13 protein-coding genes are annotated in these 13,803 nt (G+C 54.2%); 7 read left to right on the top strand and 6 right to left on the bottom strand.

Annotation, left to right across the window (positions count from 1 at the left end; all coding sequences use genetic code 11):
• Window positions 1–165 precede the first annotated feature (165 nt).
• The 3 genes from ccoG (at window position 166) to ORG26_RS00770 (ending at window position 2,973) form a co-directional block, all read left to right on the top strand.
• A complete protein-coding gene (gene ccoG / locus ORG26_RS00780; RefSeq protein ID WP_266366422.1) occupies window positions 166–1,596 on the top strand; it encodes a cytochrome c oxidase accessory protein CcoG in 1,431 nt (476 codons plus the stop codon).
• Between the two features lie 200 nt (window positions 1,597–1,796).
• Window positions 1,797–2,228 carry a FixH family protein gene (locus tag ORG26_RS00775; RefSeq protein WP_266366420.1) on the top strand — a complete coding sequence of 144 codons (432 nt, stop codon included), beginning with the start codon at window positions 1,797–1,799 and terminating at the stop codon, window positions 2,226–2,228.
• A gap of 37 nt (window positions 2,229–2,265) precedes the next feature.
• Entirely contained in the window at window positions 2,266–2,973 is a 708-nt protein-coding gene (locus tag ORG26_RS00770) for a sulfite exporter TauE/SafE family protein (protein ID WP_266366418.1), read from the top strand.
• A 122-nt stretch (window positions 2,974–3,095) separates the two neighbouring features.
• Here ORG26_RS00770 and ORG26_RS00765 read toward each other — a convergent pair whose 3' ends face one another.
• The gene (locus tag ORG26_RS00765; RefSeq protein WP_266366416.1) at window positions 3,096–3,422 is read right to left on the bottom strand and encodes a YbbN family protein; all 327 of its coding nucleotides are present in this window, start codon (window positions 3,420–3,422) and stop codon (window positions 3,096–3,098) included.
• A gap of 190 nt (window positions 3,423–3,612) precedes the next feature.
• Here ORG26_RS00765 and ORG26_RS00760 point away from each other — a divergent pair, with 190 nt between their 5' ends.
• Complete coding sequence (locus tag ORG26_RS00760; protein ID WP_266366414.1) at window positions 3,613–5,244, top strand: sensor histidine kinase; 1,632 nt, start codon at window positions 3,613–3,615, stop codon at window positions 5,242–5,244.
• A complete protein-coding gene (locus ORG26_RS00755; RefSeq protein WP_266366412.1) occupies window positions 5,222–6,277 on the top strand; it encodes a response regulator in 1,056 nt (351 codons plus the stop codon). The genes ORG26_RS00760 and ORG26_RS00755 overlap by 23 nt, the downstream gene beginning before the upstream one ends.
• Window positions 6,278–6,426: 149 nt before the next feature.
• Here ORG26_RS00755 and ORG26_RS00750 read toward each other — a convergent pair whose 3' ends face one another.
• The 5 genes from ORG26_RS00750 to ORG26_RS00730 all read right to left on the bottom strand — a co-directional run bounded on the left by ORG26_RS00750 (window position 6,427) and on the right by ORG26_RS00730 (window position 11,543).
• On the bottom strand, window positions 6,427–7,266 hold the full coding sequence (locus tag ORG26_RS00750; protein WP_266366410.1) for an IS110 family RNA-guided transposase: 840 nt from the start codon (window positions 7,264–7,266) through the stop codon (window positions 6,427–6,429).
• Between the two features lie 51 nt (window positions 7,267–7,317).
• Window positions 7,318–8,088: an IS3 family transposase gene (locus ORG26_RS00745; protein WP_266369398.1), complete on the bottom strand. Its 771-nt coding sequence runs from the start codon at window positions 8,086–8,088 to the stop codon at window positions 7,318–7,320.
• A 47-nt stretch (window positions 8,089–8,135) separates the two neighbouring features.
• A complete protein-coding gene (locus tag ORG26_RS00740) occupies window positions 8,136–8,402 on the bottom strand; it encodes a transposase (RefSeq protein ID WP_266362041.1) in 267 nt (88 codons plus the stop codon).
• A 51-nt stretch (window positions 8,403–8,453) separates the two neighbouring features.
• Window positions 8,454–8,732, bottom strand: a complete 279-nt coding sequence (locus ORG26_RS00735; RefSeq protein WP_266366408.1) for an IS110 family transposase — start codon at window positions 8,730–8,732, stop codon at window positions 8,454–8,456.
• Between the two features lie 273 nt (window positions 8,733–9,005).
• Entirely contained in the window at window positions 9,006–11,543 is a 2,538-nt protein-coding gene (locus ORG26_RS00730; protein ID WP_266366406.1) for a DUF5686 and carboxypeptidase-like regulatory domain-containing protein, read from the bottom strand.
• Window positions 11,544–11,717: 174 nt separating this feature from the next.
• On the opposite strand from ORG26_RS00730, the gene ORG26_RS00725 reads away from it, so the two are divergent.
• Together ORG26_RS00725 and ORG26_RS00720 are read left to right on the top strand one after the other, a co-directional pair.
• Window positions 11,718–12,182 carry a hypothetical protein gene (locus ORG26_RS00725; RefSeq protein ID WP_266366404.1) on the top strand — a complete coding sequence of 155 codons (465 nt, stop codon included), beginning with the start codon at window positions 11,718–11,720 and terminating at the stop codon, window positions 12,180–12,182.
• Between the two features lie 129 nt (window positions 12,183–12,311).
• A complete protein-coding gene (locus tag ORG26_RS00720) occupies window positions 12,312–13,796 on the top strand; it encodes a helix-turn-helix domain-containing protein (protein WP_266366402.1) in 1,485 nt (494 codons plus the stop codon).
• The last annotated feature ends 7 nt before the right edge of the window (window positions 13,797–13,803 follow it).

The raw sequence follows: 13,803 nt of genomic DNA, 5'->3' as shown, positions 1-13,803 counted from the left end.
CAAGCGCTTCGCTGTGGCCGTTAACACCGTTGATTTATAACTCATAATTCTTAACTCATAATTCATAACTGACCAAAGCTTTCCCCGCATCTGACATCCGTCATGCGGGGATTGCTGTTTTTGGGGGAATTTTAGGGCACATGTAGTACCGCTCCCTGAATAGTTATGGTAACCGAAACCGAACATAGAACCGACGATTATTTCCGCGAACACCTTTCCAACCAGAACGAGGACGGCAAGCGGAAATGGTTGTACCCCCGGGTGGAAAACGGCCCCCTGCTTCGCTGGCGGACGGTCGTGGCCTGGGCGCTGCTGGCGGCGCTTTTTGTCGGCCCCTGGCTCCAGATCAACGGACACCCGCTGTTCCTGTTCAACGTGCTCGACCGGAAGTTCATCTTCTTCGGGGTCACGTTCTGGCCGCAGGATTTCCACCTCGTCGCCATTGGCCTGATTGCCTTCATCATCTTTATTTCCCTGTTTACGGTGGTCTACGGCCGCGTCTGGTGCGGCTGGGCCTGTCCGCAGACGATCTTCATGGAAATGGTTTTCCGCAAGATCGAAGCCTGGATCGAAGGCGATCATAACGCCCGCAAACGCCTCGACAACGGGCCGTGGACCGGCGAAAAAGCCTTTAAAAAGACGGCCAAGCACACCGTTTTCTTCCTCATTGCCTTTGCGATCAGCAATACGTTTCTGATGTACATCATCGGCAAAGGCGACTGGCTGAAGCTCGTCACCGACAATCCGGTAAACCACATCGGCGGACTGGCTTCGATGCTGATCTTTACGGCCGTTTTCTACCTCGTGTTTGCCCGGCTGCGCGAAATCGTCTGCATCACCATCTGTCCGTACGGGCGGTTGCAGGGCGTTTTACTGGATAAAAATTCGATGGTGGTTGCCTACGATTACGTCCGCGGCGAGCCACGCGGAAAAAAAATCAAGAATGAAGAAGTAAGAATGAAAAACGGGGGTGCAGTAGCTCCTAAAGGGGATTGTATTGATTGCAAGCTTTGCGTGCAGGTCTGCCCGACCGGAATCGATATTCGCAACGGTACCCAGCTGGAATGCATCAACTGTACAGCCTGCATCGACGCCTGCAACAACGTCATGGATAAGATCGACCGGCCGAAAGGGCTGATCCGGGTGGACTCGCTGGAAGGCATCGAAAAGGGCCAGCCGCTGACGTTTAACACGCGCACTAAAGCCTATACCGCCGTACTGGTCGCCATCATGGGCCTGTGGGTGTACCTGATGGCCAGCCGGGCCGACGTGGAAACGACCGTGCTCCGGGCTCCGGGCCAGCTGTACCAGACCGAAACGGGTGGCCTGGTGTCCAATCTGTATAACATCGAATTTGTCAATAAGACCCACCAGGCGCTGCCCGTCCAGTTCCGCGTGACGCGCCCCGACGCGCAGATCCGGATGGTGCTGCCCATCCAGACGGTGCCATCCGCCGAAATCGCCAAAGGCTCCTTCTTCATCCTGCTGCCCGACAAAGCCATTACCGAAACCAGCACCAAACTGGAAATCGAGGTGGTAGCCGGTGGCGAAGTGGTGGATCGGGTCAAAACGACGTTCCTCGGACCGGTAAAATGAGTTAAGAATTATGAGTTAAGAGTTATGAATTAAGAGTTAAAAGTAAGCTCTGCTTGGACATAATGCCTGAATCAGCAGAGCCTACTTTTAACTCTTAATTCACAACTCTTAATTGATAAAAGCTTCGCTTTTGCCTGACCGGGGTCATGCTCGGGACGGAGGGGTTTGCTGATTTTTGTAAGGAAATAAACACCATTCGTATGAACTGGGGAAAAAGTATTGTGCTGGTCTTTGTGTTGTTTGCCGGATTTATTGGCGGCATGGTCTTCTGGATGACCCGCCAGCGCGTGGATTTGGTGCGCGAAGATTATTATCAGAACGAGATGGAGTACCAGCAGCAGATCGACAGATTGTCCAATACAGCGAAACTAACCACATCGCTCGATATGACCTACGAACCTAACCAGCAGGAAGTGGCCTTTGTGTTGCCGCAGGCACTACGAAAAGGCGAAATTACCTTCTACCGCCCGGCCGATCGCCAGCAGGATTTTCGCGTCCGCATCCCGGCCGAACATCCCAACCGGAAAGTGATCTCCACCGCCCGGATGGCCAAAGGATACTGGAAAGTGCAGTTCTCCTGGAGCGACGGCCGCCAGGAATTCTTCTCCGAAAAAGAGCTGTTTATTCAATGAATGATTAACCGCCGCCGCGGTTCATTTTTCACTAACCATGAATCCCTGGTATTACACTGCCTTACTGACCGGTCTGGCCGGAAGTCTGCACTGCGTGGGCATGTGTGGTCCGCTGGCGATGGCCCTGCCCATCGGGCGGTTACCGCGCTGGCAGCGTGCCGGTGCGGTTTTGCTGTACCATGCCGGACGGGTTTCGGCGTACGCGCTCCTGGGGACCCTGATGGGCACCGTGGGCCGCGGTCTCGTGCTGACCGGCCTGCAGCAGCCGATCTCCATCGGAGCCGGTCTGCTGCTGCTTTTCTGGACGCTGACGAGCCGGGCGTATCCCGAAGTGCTGCGCTCCACCTGGCTCGGCCGGACGGTGACCCGGCCGATGATGCAACTGCTGCACGCGCCAAGTCTTGGCAATTTCCTCGGCATGGGTTTTCTGAACGGCCTGCTGCCCTGCGGCTTTGTTTACGTGGCGATGGCGGGTTCGCTGGCCAACAGTTCGGCGACCGAAGGTGCGGCTTACATGGCCCTGTTTGGGCTGGGAACCCTGCCGGCCCTGCTGGGAATCCGCTTCGTTCCGGAATTGCTGCCCGTCAAGCTGCGTCAGAAGTTTTCAAAGGCTCTGCCGGTGATGACGCTGGTGGTGGCTCTGCTGCTGATCGTGCGGGGCGTAATGCCCTACGTAGCCGCCGGGCATCCGACCGGGGAAGGCCCCGAAGTGCCGAGCGCCCCGCTGTGCCACCGAACCAAATGAAAGTCGCCCGGCGCGCCTTGACGCGGGGCGATGGTTTCCGGCAATAAAAAACGGACACCTGTGATGGGGTCCGTTTCTCTGCGTTTAGAACGCTAAACGAGTAAGTGGGTACGTGGCTACAGTTACAGATTGGGTTGAAGGTTGTTCAGTTGTCCGGAAAGGGAGCGAATGAGTTCGGGAGTTTCCAGCAGGCCGAGCTGGCGCCAGACTTCGGTGCCCTGTTTGAGCAAAACAAAAGCGGGCAGTGCATTGATGCTAAAGCTATTGACTACCTCCGGATGCGTGGCATCATCGACCAGCGTAATTCTCAACTCATTTCCAAGCACCGTTCCGACACGTTCCAGTTGCAACTCGACGGCGAGTCGCTGAGCAGCATTGCCGGGCATGAAGACCAGCAGCACTGCCGTTTTGGGCGAAACCAGAATTGGCCGATACGTGGTAGTTCTCATAATTCAACTATTGACACTCCGTTACAATCGTAAAATTGCAAGGATAAAACAACATCCTTAATGAGGTACGTCAGCGGTCGTGCTGACTTCCGTCAGGGATACAAATCCTTCGTATTTCAGAAATTTTACTTATTTTTTCAGTTTGTAAGGCGGAGGCCGCCTTTTGGCGGCCTGTGTTTTTGATGCGTTTATGGAAAAAACAACCTTCTCAGATACGTTTTACTGCGACCTGGCTCATGTGCTCTTTGAAGAATCGGACGAATTTGTGGGGGTCTATTCCCCTGATTCCAAGCGGTTTGTCCGGGTAAATGAGGCAGGCGTCCGGCTGTTCGGGGTAGAGTCCGAAAAGGTGTTCTTCGAGCGCTACGGCAACAGCATTCGCCGCAGGCCGCTCTCGGTCGAACAGCAGGAGGAACTCATCCGGCTCATCGAGCGGGATGGGATGCACGTGGAAGAGGTCGAATTGTTGCGGGCCGACGGAGTGCCTTTCAAGGCGCGCGTTCAGATGTCGCCGTTCCGGCACGAAGACAGGAAGTTCATCGTGGTCCGGGTGACGGACATCGAGCACGTCCGGACGATGGAGTCGATGGAGCGCCAGCTGGAACACAGTTCGCAGCGCTACGGCGCCGTCTTTACCAACGCCACCATCGGCATCATTGTCTGCAACAGCCGGGGAACCATCGTTTCGGCCAGTAATTTCATCCAGAAACAGTTTCATTACTCGGAAGAAGAACTCGTCGGGAAGCCGATTGAACTGCTCGTGCCGGATTCGGTGCGGCACACCCACGAACGCTACCGGGATGCGTTTAATACCAATCCGCAGATTCGGTCGATGGGCCACGGCCGCGATCTGTACGCCCGCCGCAAAGATGGCACGGTGTTTCCCGCCGAAATCAGCCTGAGCTACTTTCGCCAGGACGATGAACTGTACGCCGTTGCCTACATCATCGATATAACGTACAAAAAAGAAGCAGAACGGGCCCTGATCGAGCAGAAAAACCGCATCGAACAGATGAACGCGGAACTGGAACAGAAGGTAGCCGACCGGACAAAAGCCCTGCTGGCCACGCTGCACCAGCTCGAACAGTCGAAGGACGAACTGGCCATTGCCCTGGCCGCCGAACGCGAACTGGGCGAACTCAAATCCCGCTTCGTGTCGATGGCTTCCCACGAATTCCGGACGCCGCTCAGCGCCGTGCTTTCGTCGGCCTCACTGCTGGAGAAATACACCACCACCGAACAGCAGGAAAAACGCGACCGGCACATCCAGCGTATAAAGTCATCCGTCAATCACCTGAACGACATTCTGGAAGAATTTCTGTCGGTCGGAAAACTCGAAGAAGGCAAGGTGGAGGCGACCTATTCGTATTTCCACCTCAACGACCTGATCGCGGACGTGATTGCGGACATGCAGAGTATGCTCAAAGCCGGTCAGCGGGTGGAGGCCGAAATCGACTGCAACACCCAGGTCCGGCTCGACAAGTCGCTGGTGCGCAAGGTGCTGGTCAACCTCATTTCCAACGCCGTGAAGTATTCGGGCGAAAACACCACCGTCTGGGTACGGGGCTGGTGCCGGGGAACCAACTCCCGGATCGAAGTCCAGGACCAGGGAATCGGTATTTCGGAAGAAGACCAGAAGCACCTGTTTGAGCGATTCTTCCGGGCAAAAAACGCAACTAATTTTGCAGGTACCGGCTTAGGATTGCATATTGTGGCGAAATACCTTGAACTGCTCAACGGCACCATTGAGTTGAGCAGCGAACTGAACAAAGGTACAACCGTCACTATCTCATTTATGCATGAAAACCATTCTGCTTATTGAGGACAACCTCGATATCCGTGAAAATACCGCCGAAATTCTGGAACTCGCGGGATACACTGTCCATACCGCCGAAAATGGAAAAATTGGCGTCGAGAAGGCGCTCACCCAAAAACCTGACTTAGTCATCTGCGACATCATGATGCCGGTTCTGGATGGCTATGGTGTCCTGCATATCTTCAGCAAGAATCCGGAGCTGTCGGGCATTCCCTTCATTTTCCTGACCGCCAAAACCGAGCGCCTTGATTTCCGGAAAGGCATGGAACTGGGCGCCGACGATTACCTGACCAAGCCGTTCGACGAAAGTGAACTGCTCACCGCCGTCGAAGTCCGGCTGCGGCGCTTCCAGCAGATGCGCCCGGCCTACGAACCCACCAAAGAGGGTCTTGAAGAATTTCTGGACGATGCAAAAGCCGTGGGCGGCATCGACTCTCTGAAGACGGACCGCAAGGTGCATACGGTCCGGAAAAAGCAGTACGTCTATTCGGAGGGGGACGAGCCAACGCGGCTTTATTTCCTCAAAGCGGGCCGGATCAAGACGTTCAAAACCAACCCGGACGGAAAAGAATTAATCACCGGCCTTTACCAGGACGGCGACTTTTTTGGCTACATCAGTCTGCTGGAAGATACGGACCAGACCGATTCGGCCGTGGCCCTGGATGATTCGGAACTCATTTACATTCCGCGGGAGGACTTTCTCGACCTGCTGAGCCGGAACCAGGACGTGGCCAACCAGTTCATCAAACTGCTGGCCAACCGGGTTACCGAGCGCGAACAGCAATTGCTGGGCATGGCATATCACTCGCTGCGCCGCCGGGTGGCCGATACACTGCTGCGTCTGCACCGCCAGCAAACCGAGAACGGCGGAAGCGGGGCCATCCAGCTTTCGCGCGACGATCTGGCCTCCATCGTCGGCACGGCCACCGAATCGCTGATCCGGACGCTGAGCGAATTCAAACAGGATAAGCTGATCGAAATTGCCGACGGCAACATCCGCCTGCTGAACCCGGACGGGCTAAAGCGAAAGAATTGGTAAAACCAGTCAATCAGTCGTAAGTCGTAAGCGGTCCGCCGCTGCGGTCGTAAGCGGCTCCGCCCATTTCCTAACCTGGCGAATCCACTTACGACCGCTGGTACTGTCGTGCTTTGCAAGTTTTGAGTTAGTATTTTTTCAATATCTTTGAATTACCTGTGGGACAAGATGGCTTCGGCCTCTTGGTCCTGTGTAGTCCCGCTAGTCGGGACTATTTTTTTAGCCTGGTCCGATACGTTCTTTGTCGTAGTTGGAGAGTAACTAGGCTCGTACTCAGACCCGTTGCGCCAGAGAGCATAACATAGAGTAAGCAGCTTTTTCTGGACGGCTACATACGCTTTCATTTTGATGCGTGATCGGCTATAGACCCGCTCATAAAGGGCGGCACAGCCAGGTTCACCAAAACGCACCGCATTGAGAGCGGGTAGATGCAAGATACGACGAATGCGACTGTTCCCCTTTTTTGAGATGCGCGTCTTACCGATATGTTTGCCCGATTGGTTTTCCACTACGTCATAGCCAGCAAAGCTCACTAGTTGCCGTACGTTCTCAAAGCCCGTGAAGCCATTTGTCTCTGCCACTAGTGTAGCGGCCGACAGTCGGCCCAGCCCCTTGATGGCACTCAGCCGATCAATGCCTTCCCGTAAAGGTTGATCATCGTCCAGCAGATCATTAATGGCCTGACTGATTTCGGTCAACTGCCTGTCATAGAGAGTAATGAGGTTGTCAAGCTGTTTGAGGATGAACCCATCGCTGAACTGGCTGTACTCAATAGAGTGCTTTTGATTCTGGCTTTGGGTCTTCAGTTCCTGTAACCTTTGGTGTTGACGAGTTAGCATCCGCAGACTGTATATGTTCTTCGAGAGTGGTTGCCAAAGCGGCAGTTGCTGTTCAAGCGTCATACGAGCCAGCCCTTGTGCATCAATGCGGTCATTCTTAGACTTGAGACCCAGGCTTTTGAGGTAGTGCTTTGCTTTGTTTGGCAGGACCACACTGACCGATTGGTCTTTGTGTAGCCTTCCCCGAAATCGGACAGTAAGCCTTTAGACTTTGGTTTGTGTTTGCCTGGCATATGTTGCTGGAGCCAAGCCACCCAACGACTGGTGCGGATGTAAACGGTTATACCGGTCCATCCATTCGTCCGATAGTATCCTTACCTCTTCGAGTGACTCGAACAAATAAGCGTCTAGCACATCTTCCCGAAAGGTACGGTTTAGCCGTTCAATATAACCGTTCTGCATAGGCTTTCCGGGTTGGATGTATAGAATTTCGATATTATTATCAGTACACCACTTGGTGAATTTATCAGCGATAAACTCTGCGCCATTATCGACGCGTATTCGTTTAGGAAGGGGCCGTTGTAACGCAATGTCTTTGAGTACATCAACTACTTTCTGGGCTGGCAACGAAAAATCCGCATGAGCTGCCAGAACCTCCCGGCTGTAATCATCCATGATCGTTAGCACTCTGATCTTTCGCTTACTAACTAAAGCATCCGCTACAAAGTCCATGCTCCAGCAGTGGTTAGCTGCTTGAGGTACCTGTAATGGCTTCTTAACCCGTGCAGGTAGTCGTCGCTTATGTCGTCTTCGGTGCTTGAGTTTCAGTAGCCGGTACACTCGTAATACCCGCTTACGATTCCACACCAGACCTTCATTCCGGATTTTGCCATAATAGTCATCAAAGCCACGAGTGGGGTACGCTTCAGCATAAGCCTGCAACTTATCAATCACCGGTTGGTCATTTTTCCGGTTCTGATAGTACCAGCGGGAACGATGCATGCCTACAACACGGCAGGCCCTGCCTACAGACACCTTTTTTTCCACTGCCCACTCAACCAACGCTTTCTGCTGACAAGGCCCTAAAGCTTTTTTTCGATGATCTCCTTCGCCAATTTGTAGTCCAGACTCAGTTCAGCATACATCTGTTTAAGACGCCGATTCTCATCTTGTAGGGCTTTAAGCTCCTTAAGATGAGTCGATTCCATGCCGCTATATTTCCTGCGCCAATTGAACAGAGTGGCTTTAGAAATGCCGTATTCGCGGCAAACATCCATTGCTTCGCGTCCCCCTTCGTACTGTTTGAGGATGGCAACGATCTGAGGTTCGGTGAAAGTCTTCTTTTTCATGTGACAGTTAAAATTAGCCCTTTATGAGTCTAATCCTACACTGTCCTAATTTCAGGGAAGCTTACATTTGGTAAACAGATACCAGGCCAGGGTCTCATGATAAACGCCTGTGGCTTCCATGACATAGCGAACCGGTAGGTCTGTCTGCTTACAGTGCTTTCCTAGCCAGGTCATTAGTCCTGAGAAAGCGGCCGCCTTGTTAACTAGTTTAGTGGTTCCTTTGACCGTCACTTTTCCGGTGGTGTCCATAACGGAAACACAAACGTGAATGGTGTCTTTGCCAATGTCAAAGCCCACCCCGTAACGTAGGAAGGTAGCTGTCGCTTTCATAGTGGATAAGGGTTAGAAGTGAACTGACCGCTTTTCTCGTCTTTTGCACATGTATGCAGGATTACAGTACAGAACCGTATCCATAGGTACTGTTGAAGTTACTGAGAAAAAGCAGGGTGGACAGATAGACCAGCGGTACAACATCGTCATCATAGACGTGTTAGCGGCGGAACCCGGGCTGCTGCCCACCCCTGTCAGGGACTAACCCAAAATTGCACTCTTTCCAACTATATCAAAGAAAACCAAAGATATGAGCGGCGGACCGCTTACGACTTATAAACTAACATACGCCGACACTTTCACGGCGAATTTGGGGATGGGCACCCCGGTTACGCTCTTACCGTCGAGGTAGGTCAGCCGGTGGATGGCATCGACGCGGAACAGTTTCAGGATATTGTCGATGCCGTACCCGACCTCCACATACGGCGTTCTGCCGAGGGCGCGGAAACCCTGAACGGTCTGTCCGCTGGCATCCAGGGGTGGAACAAGCAGCTGATTTGCCCGGCTCACACCACCGGTAAGCACCTTGGCCGTGACGAGCGTCCGCCACTTCAGCCGCCGGATCGCCGGAATCCGGTTGAAAAACAGGCCCTCGAAGTTGTGCTCGAACTTCAGCGAAGCGTACCGGTCACAGACAAACTCGAAGAAGTTCATCATGTTGAAGGCATTGTACACGTAGAAGTACGACTCATTCCCCAGCGGCGTGTGCAGCAGCGGGTAGGGCACCGTCGACGGAATGAGGCCGGTGTTGATGTTGTAAAAAGTCCGCCCCAGCACGCCAACCCGGAATGAGTGCCGGAAATCCGCCGAAAGCCGGTGGTACGAAAAATCGCCGTGAAAAACCCCTTTCATGCCCAGCGCGTACCGCAGCGTCAGAACCGGTTTGTTGGTCGCGCCCACACTGAACCGTTCGTTGTCGTTCTGCACCATCAGTTCGCCCGGTGCAAACCGGGTTTCCAATTGCAGTTCGGTGGTCCGGAAGTCGGTGCCCAGTCCTCCCTGCGGGTCATTGGCCGATTCGGTCCGGTAAGCAAACGGGAAAAGCGGATGGAAGCTCCGGTTCTGCAGGGCAACCGTCTGCGTAAAGCCGCTGCCGAGTTCACGCCGGATGTAGCCGTAGTAGCTTTCCTGAAAAAACGGCCGCCGGTAATTGCCGAACCGGGCGTAGGCCAGCAGAATGGAGTTGTTGTTGAGGTTCTCCGGATTCAGGCCCACCCGTTCGAGGTCGTAGCTGTAACGGGCCCCCATGATGGTGTACGGCTTTTTTGACAGCACATAATCGCCCGCGAGGCCGTACTTGAACAGCTGGTCGCGGGTGCCGTAAGCCAGATAACCGCTGAGAAGCCACCGCCGGCTGAAGCCCGGATTGGTGCGCAGGCTGACCCGGAACCGATTGCCTTCCAGTGTGTTATTGGCGTAAGTGTAAATAAACGGTCCAACGTCCAGGTGAAGCTTTCCCAGCGACTGGTACCCGTTGAAACCCAGCCGCAGCACCTCGCCCGTATACTTGATGAGCGGAATGTTCCGGACCGAATCGACCAGTTCGAACGCCCGCATTTCCTCCGCCGTCACGACCTCCGGCCGGATGCCTTTCCAGAACTGCGGGTCTTTTTCCTTGTAATTTTCGGCCAGTTCAAGCGCAGGTTCGTAGAACTTCGGGTCGTGAACGTCGTTGACCTTGATGTTGGTGGCGGCGATAAAAAAGCGGATGAGAGCCCCGGGCGCGCTCGGCGTCAGTTCATCCATGTCGATCATGATCTGCGTCAGCGAAGGCAGCCGGTGGCCGGACGAAGTCGCCTCGTATTCCTGCTCAATCCGGATTTCGTCCACAAAGTTGATGTTGGCCCGCTTGCCCACCCGGGCCTCTACCTGGACCAGCGAAAGCTGGGTGGTATCAATCCAGACGGTCCCGTTAAAGGCAAGGTCGGTTTCGCGTTTGGGTTCGTAATCAATCTGGAAGCAGACCGATTCGCCGACCCTGAGCGTATCCATCAGGTGAAACTGGTAGTAGGTGTTCCACGAGCCGCCCATCGGCGAGGGCAGGTCCTTGCGCAGAACCGTCAGAAAGTTGCTGTAAAAATTGTACTGCTGGAACGAAGCGCCCGTAAACTGCGAAACGAGGCTTCCGTCCTGAATGCCGACCGCCGCAATGCGGGTTTTGCGGATAAATTCCTTTGTTTTCAGCGGGTCGTGCCGTTCGTAATAGTCCGAATAGTTCTCGGAAACGAACACCGGGACGGCGGGCAGCCCTTCCTCGTCGGTCACGGCCGGCAGTTTGCTCAGCAGCCGACCGACCGGGCCGGGCCGACGGCCATTCTTGCGGGGCCGTTTGAAGTTGTTGACGTACGCCTCGATCTTGGTGTAGCTTTCGTACTGAAAGGCCGAGAGTTTGGCGGGATCGTAGCGGTCCGCGCGGCGGATGGCCTCGCGCAGAATCCGGTAGGCCGGGTCGCCTCCTTTGGCGTATACTTTTACTTCCTTCAGTTTGGCGGCCGAAGCGGCCAGTTTGACATCGATAACCTGCTCGGCTATACGCAGCAGGGGGGCAGAACGGGTCTGAAAGCCAAGGCTGGAAATAACGAGGGAGTCACTGATCTGGCTGGTCTTTAGGGAATATCGACCATCGGCGTCGGAGGTGGTGCCGACGGCTTTTCCGCGAAGGGCGATACTGGCAAATGGCACGCCTTCGCCGGTAGCGGCATCGGTGATCCGGCCGCTGATGGTATAATTGGACTGAGCAGTTGCCGTCTGTATCAGCGTAAAAAAGCACAGACACAGAAGGGCCCAGAATCCAGGTAGTTGTTTAGACATCTTAATCAGGTGGTATACGAAACAGGGACATAACGCAAATATTTCAAAAGGGGTTTAGTTTATACCTAGATTCTTAATGAGCGCAAAACGTTGCAGAAGAAGGTAAAATTAAGGAAAAGATACGTAATTTGTTCTTTGACCGTTTAATAGAATATTAATCATTCGCCTATCCATATGAAACGTTCAGGGCTCCTTTTTCTGCTTTTTCTTTTCCTGGTAAATATTCAGGCCTGCAAGGACAAAAATTCCGAAGCGGTCGATCCGCGTAACCAGTACATCGGCAATTACGACGTTGCCTATACTTCCAGTACGACGCTCAACGATTTCCCCTTTGTCCCGAAGGAAACCGCTTCCGGCACCATCGTCATTACCAAGGGAGCTGCCGCCGACGAACTCAAGCTGGCCATCGCCTTCAAAAACTACAATGAGGAAGTGGGAGCGAAGCTTCAGGGAAACAAGTTTACCGTCCTGAAACAGAAGGAGAAAGTGTACATCAACGAGTACAATACCTTCGAGGCGGACTATGCCGGTTCGGGTGAATTTTCGGGTGCCAATCTGAACATCACCGCCATTGCCCAGACCACCGCCAACGGAGGGAAAGTGGTCAAGAACATGGTCTTCAACGGGATTAAAAAATAGTCTTTTCGCCACGCCGGAGACACCGCGGGCGGGTTCTCCAATCCTCAGCGGTTTGTTGTATCTTTGTGGACAGGGTCGGCTACATCCCTGCGGGGAGCCGCCGACCGGAAACCACTGACACGATCTACCTTGCCTGTACATACCGACCACATTCGACTTCTTTTTGGCTTAAAACTTCGTCAACTCCGGCTCGACAAAGGCTTGTCGGTCAGCGAACTGGCGCAGGCGTCCGGCCTGTCGATTTCGTACATCACCGAAATCGAGAAGGGACGGAAATACCCCAAGACCGACAAAATTGCGGCCATTGCCCGAGCGATGGGCGTGGAGTACGATACCCTCGTTTCGCTGAAACTTTCCAAGAAGCTGGAGCCGATCTCGGACCTGCTCAGCTCGCGTTTTCTGACAGAAATTCCCCTGGAGCTTTTCGGCATCGATCCGTCCGACCTGCTGGAACTGCTGGCCGAAGCGCCGGCCAAGGTCAGCGCTATGATCAGCACCTTCATGGACATCGGCCGGAGCTACAACATGAGTGTCGAGCGCTTGTACATGGCCGTCCTGCGGTCGTATCAGGAAATGCACGACAATTATTTCGAAGAAATTGAAGCCGAAGCCGACAGTTTTCTGACCCGGTACGCCGCGGGAAGCGCCGTGGTGGACGAGGCCCTGCTGACGAGTCTGCTCCGCTCGGAATACAATTACCGCATCGAGGTGTTCGACCGGACGACGCACCCGGACCTGGCGGCACTGCGGTCGGTTTTCCGGCCCGAGTCCAGTACGCTGTACCTCAACGCCCACCTTTCGTCCGAACAGCGGCTGTTTATCCTGGCGCGGGAAACGGGTTTTCAGTACCTGGGTTTGAAAAACCGGCCCCTGACCTACGCCTATGTCGAAGCGGAGTCGTTTGAGCAGATTCTGAACAACTACAAAGCCTCTTATTTTGCCGGGGCCATCCTGATCCGCCGCGAGGAACTGATTCGGCGGCTACAGGAGCTTTTTGCCCGTCCGCAATGGAGCAATGACGCCTTTCTGGCCTTCATTCATTCGTTCGGTGCCACGCCGGAGCGCTTCTTTTACCGGCTCAGCAACCTCCTGCCCCGGTACTTTGGCATCAGCCAGCTTTTTTTCTACCGGTTCAACAACACGGCCGGTCAGAATGTCTTCTCCCTGACGAAAGAAATGCACCTGACGCGCCAGCAGGGCCCCAAAGGCATGGTCGACGAACACCACTGCCGCCGCTGGATTGCCCTGACGATTCTTCAGGAACTGGCATTTCTGCAACAGAACAAGAACTTCAACGGAACCCTCTGCCGGGCGCAGGTATCTACGTACGCCGATTCGGGCCAGACCTATTTTATCGTTTCGGTGGCGCACCCGCACCAGCCGCATCAGCACCAGAACATGAGCGTCTCGATGTGCTTTGCCATGAACGACACCCTGCGCGAGAAAATGCGGTTTCTGAATCCCGTTTCGCCCGAAATCAGCCTGCGAATCGTCAACGAAGCCTGCGAACGCTGCGGCATCTTCGACTGCCGTGAACGGGTCGCCGCCCCGGTCATCCTCCAGAAACGTCGCCAGACCGAAGCCATGCGGAAGGCCCTGGAAAGGCTTAAGTAGTTAAAAA

This window comes from Tellurirhabdus rosea, assembly GCF_026278345.1.
GTDB lineage: Bacteria > Bacteroidota > Bacteroidia > Cytophagales > Spirosomataceae > Tellurirhabdus > Tellurirhabdus rosea.
This window is presented reverse-complemented; position numbering and strand designations above follow the sequence as displayed.

Excerpts from the sequence above, each read along its gene's own strand:
- ORG26_RS00725 (WP_266366404.1), top strand. The coding sequence starts at position 11,718 with ATGAAACGTTCAGGGCTCCTTTTTCTGCTTTTTCTTTTCCTGGTAAAT.
- ORG26_RS00760 (WP_266366414.1), top strand. The coding sequence starts at position 3,613 with ATGGAAAAAACAACCTTCTCAGATACGTTTTACTGCGACCTGGCTCAT.
- ccoG (WP_266366422.1), top strand. The coding sequence starts at position 166 with ATGGTAACCGAAACCGAACATAGAACCGACGATTATTTCCGCGAACAC.
- ORG26_RS00755 (WP_266366412.1), top strand. The coding sequence starts at position 5,222 with ATGAAAACCATTCTGCTTATTGAGGACAACCTCGATATCCGTGAAAAT.
- ORG26_RS00775 (WP_266366420.1), top strand. The coding sequence starts at position 1,797 with ATGAACTGGGGAAAAAGTATTGTGCTGGTCTTTGTGTTGTTTGCCGGA.
- ORG26_RS00765 (WP_266366416.1), bottom strand. The coding sequence starts at position 3,422 with ATGAGAACTACCACGTATCGGCCAATTCTGGTTTCGCCCAAAACGGCA.
- ORG26_RS00730 (WP_266366406.1), bottom strand. The coding sequence starts at position 11,543 with ATGTCTAAACAACTACCTGGATTCTGGGCCCTTCTGTGTCTGTGCTTT.
- ORG26_RS00735 (WP_266366408.1), bottom strand. The coding sequence starts at position 8,732 with ATGAAAGCGACAGCTACCTTCCTACGTTACGGGGTGGGCTTTGACATT.
- ORG26_RS00770 (WP_266366418.1), top strand. The coding sequence starts at position 2,266 with ATGAATCCCTGGTATTACACTGCCTTACTGACCGGTCTGGCCGGAAGT.
- ORG26_RS00740 (WP_266362041.1), bottom strand. The coding sequence starts at position 8,402 with ATGAAAAAGAAGACTTTCACCGAACCTCAGATCGTTGCCATCCTCAAA.